Consider the following 2,988-nt stretch of genomic DNA (forward strand, 5'->3'; position numbering starts at 1 on the left):
TGAACTCTTTTGTGAATCCCATGATGTTGATACCAGCTTGACCAAGAGCAGGTCCAACTGGTGGAGCTGGTGTAGCTTTACCAGCAGGGATTTGCAATTTTACAAGTTTTTCGACTTTTTTAGCCATTTTTAAATCCTCCTTTGTGGTTTTGGCGGTAATGTAAGATTTTTACCTCCCACAAGTATGCTTTACACATACCCAACTATTATACACTATTTATCTAAAAATGCAAGAGAAAAATTTCTTTTTTAATCGACGTAATCTCCGCCTTCAAAGCCATAGTATTCTTCCAAACTAAGGCCACTGGCAGCAATTTCTTTGGCTTCTTTTCCAACGTAGCGAAGATGCCATTCTTCCGCCATGTAGCCAGTCTCTTTTTCCTTGCCTTTGAGATAGCGAACGACAAAGCCATAGTCAGCTGCATGATCTAAGAGCCACTGGGCCGCCTTCTCCTCTGTTACCAATTCTCCATTAGTCCCAATTAAATCAAAAGCAAGACCTGTCTGGTGTTCACTATAACCTGGTCGAGCTGAGTAGCGATCTGCTGCTTCCTTACCGTCTTGATTCACATAGTCTTGATAAAGTTTGGTTTGGGTTTCATAACTTCTAAAACCACTGTAGTGATCGCTGATTGGGTAGCCAGCTGCTTGCATTGCTGCAATGAGTTTGAGCAACTCTGCCTTGGCTGTTGGGTTTTCTCCTGGATTATAGTCTTTTGACAAAGGATAGTGCTTATTGGCTATGACGATTTCATCGTACTTCCCTTGAATACTATAGTAGTCTCCCTTATTGACAACTTCTGCCTTCTTCTGACTAGAGGCTTGAGATTTGCTCCCTACAGTTCCTTCAGGTTGACTAGTTTGTTCCGTTTTTTGAGGGTTTTCTTCATTTTTAGGTTGTTCTTGAGAACATGCTGCTAGGGTTACTGCTAGCAAACCAGATAAAATGATATATCTTTTTTTCATTTTTTTGCTTCCTCTCTTAGACCAAGTGCTTCTCTAATTCATCGGACAAGGCTTTTATCATTTGTTCCAACTCATGGAATTGCACTTGGCAATCTTCTGCCGCCATTTCTTCCCAGGGCACCCACCAGACTGGACCACGGCCATTCAATCCATGTCCCCTCATATCACCTGTTCGTCTTGGAAAGAGGTGCCAGTGAACGTGGGCATCTCCATTTCCTAGAAGTTCGATGTTCATTTTTTCAGCTTTAAACGTTTTAGCGACAGCTTCTTGGACCAAACTCATTTCCTCTAGAAAACGAAGTTTTTCAGAAGTCTCCATATGATGGAGTTCTGTGACATGCTCCTTTGCTAAAAACAAGGTATAGCCCTTAAAGTATTGGTGGTCTCCAATAACAACATAGCCTGTTTCTAGTTCTTTTACAAAGTAGGGATTTTCACCAGTCTTGATGAGTTCAATTCGTTGGCAAATCAAGCACATATTAGTCTACCAAGGCGCTCTTGAGATAGGCATCTACCATACGCTCAGTCGCTACGACCGAATCAATGTGTGTTCGTTCGTAAGAGTGACTGGACTCAATACCAGCTCCAAGGAGGGCGTGTTTGACCTCTGCTCCTGCAGACATGGCCGCTGAAGCGTCAGAACCATAAAATGGATAGATATCTAGCTTAAATGGAATATCTTGCTCTTTCGCCAAAGCCACTAAATGTTGACGGAAGTCGTAGTGATAGGGACCTGAAGCGTCCTTGACACAGATAGATACTGTGTACTCATCCGTCTGCTGGTCATCTCCCATTGCCCCCATATCGACAGCTAGATATTCCACTACCTGAGCTGGAATATTGGAGTTTGCACCGTGGCCCACCTCTTCAAAGACTGAAAAAGCAAAATGAGTTGTTACTGGCAATTCAATCCCCTCTTCCTTGTAAATACGAAGAAGATTGAGCAAAATCGCTGCGCTGACCTTGTCATCCAAATGACGGGACTTGATAAAACCAGTCTCTGTCACGACAGTTCTCGGGTCAAAACTGATAAAGTCGCCAACCTCGATGCCCAAGGCGTGGGTTTCTTTTTCATTGGTCACTTTTTCGTCCAAACGCACTTCCATATTGTCCTGCGTACGTTCTGCAGTTCCTGCATCTTTGTAGACATGGCAAGAAGTCTGGTGGATGAGAATGGTTCCAGATACCGTTTTACCTGTGCTAGCTACATGAACCGTACAATTCTCACCTTCAATCATGTTCCAGGGAAAACCACCGATACGATCCAATTTGAGACGGCCATCCGGTTTGACTGCACGAACAATAGCACCTAGCGTATCCACATGGGCAGTCACATAACGTTGTTGCTCATCATTTTGACCTTTAATGGTCACATTGACACCACCCTTGGCTGTACGAACTGGCTGGTAACCAAGCTCTTCTAAAGTATGGACTAGGTAGTCTGAAATCTCACGAGTAAAGCCCGTCGGAGATGCAATTGCGGTTAGTTCTTTGATATAGTTTACAGTTTGATCCATTTCTTCACCTCTTTTGCTACCTATTATAGCACATTTCAGTAGAGAGGAAAAAAGAAAAATCACTCCTGTAGAGTTGACTTACAAAAGTGATTTCTTTTTTTATTCCATCTCAAAAACATCACTCTCTTGTTTGTTTGGTAGAACCAAGGAAAGTAAGATTCCGATAATAGCTGGCACCAGCCATGGTAGAGAGGCAGTTGCAAACGGAAGATCATTGACAAGATTTTCTAGAAACCCAATCTTAAAGGAACTTCCAAGCACGCTTGCAAGAGCAATAGCTGTAACGACTGCAATTGTCAACTGCATACCTGGTTTTGAAAGAGCCACAAATTTGTTCACGATGACAATCATGACAATAGCAATCGTGATTGGGTACAAGATTACCAATACTGGAACTGAATACTTGATGATCGCATCCAAACCGAGGTTTGCAATGGCAAACCCAATCAAGGTAAAGGCTGTCGCATAAACCTTGTAGCTGATTTGTGGAAAACGCTCATTAAAG

4 protein-coding genes and 1 pseudogene are annotated in these 2,988 nt (G+C 42.8%); all 5 read right to left on the reverse strand.

Features of this window, described 5'->3' with window-relative positions:
• Nucleotides 1-127, reverse strand: a pseudogene (locus tag SORDD16_RS06935) (50S ribosomal protein L11); the annotation flags it as partial.
• A gap of 122 nt (nucleotides 128-249) precedes the next feature.
• The gene (gene ldcB, locus SORDD16_RS06940) at nucleotides 250-966 is read right to left on the reverse strand and encodes an LD-carboxypeptidase LdcB/DacB (RefSeq protein WP_061452850.1); all 717 of its coding nucleotides are present in this window, start codon (nucleotides 964-966) and stop codon (nucleotides 250-252) included.
• A gap of 16 nt (nucleotides 967-982) precedes the next feature.
• On the reverse strand, nucleotides 983-1,444 hold the full coding sequence (locus tag SORDD16_RS06945) for an HIT family protein (protein ID WP_061452851.1): 462 nt from the start codon (nucleotides 1,442-1,444) through the stop codon (nucleotides 983-985).
• 1 nt (nucleotide 1,445) lies between these two features.
• The gene (locus SORDD16_RS06950; protein ID WP_061452852.1) at nucleotides 1,446-2,483 is read right to left on the reverse strand and encodes a M42 family metallopeptidase; all 1,038 of its coding nucleotides are present in this window, start codon (nucleotides 2,481-2,483) and stop codon (nucleotides 1,446-1,448) included.
• Nucleotides 2,484-2,582: 99 nt separating this feature from the next.
• Nucleotides 2,583-2,988 (reverse strand): branched-chain amino acid transport system II carrier protein (locus SORDD16_RS11920; RefSeq protein WP_241734027.1); only part of this gene is annotated, 406 nt, incomplete at its 5' end.

The sequence above is a fragment of the Streptococcus oralis genome (assembly GCF_001578945.1).
Taxonomy (GTDB): domain Bacteria; phylum Bacillota; class Bacilli; order Lactobacillales; family Streptococcaceae; genus Streptococcus; species Streptococcus oralis_Q.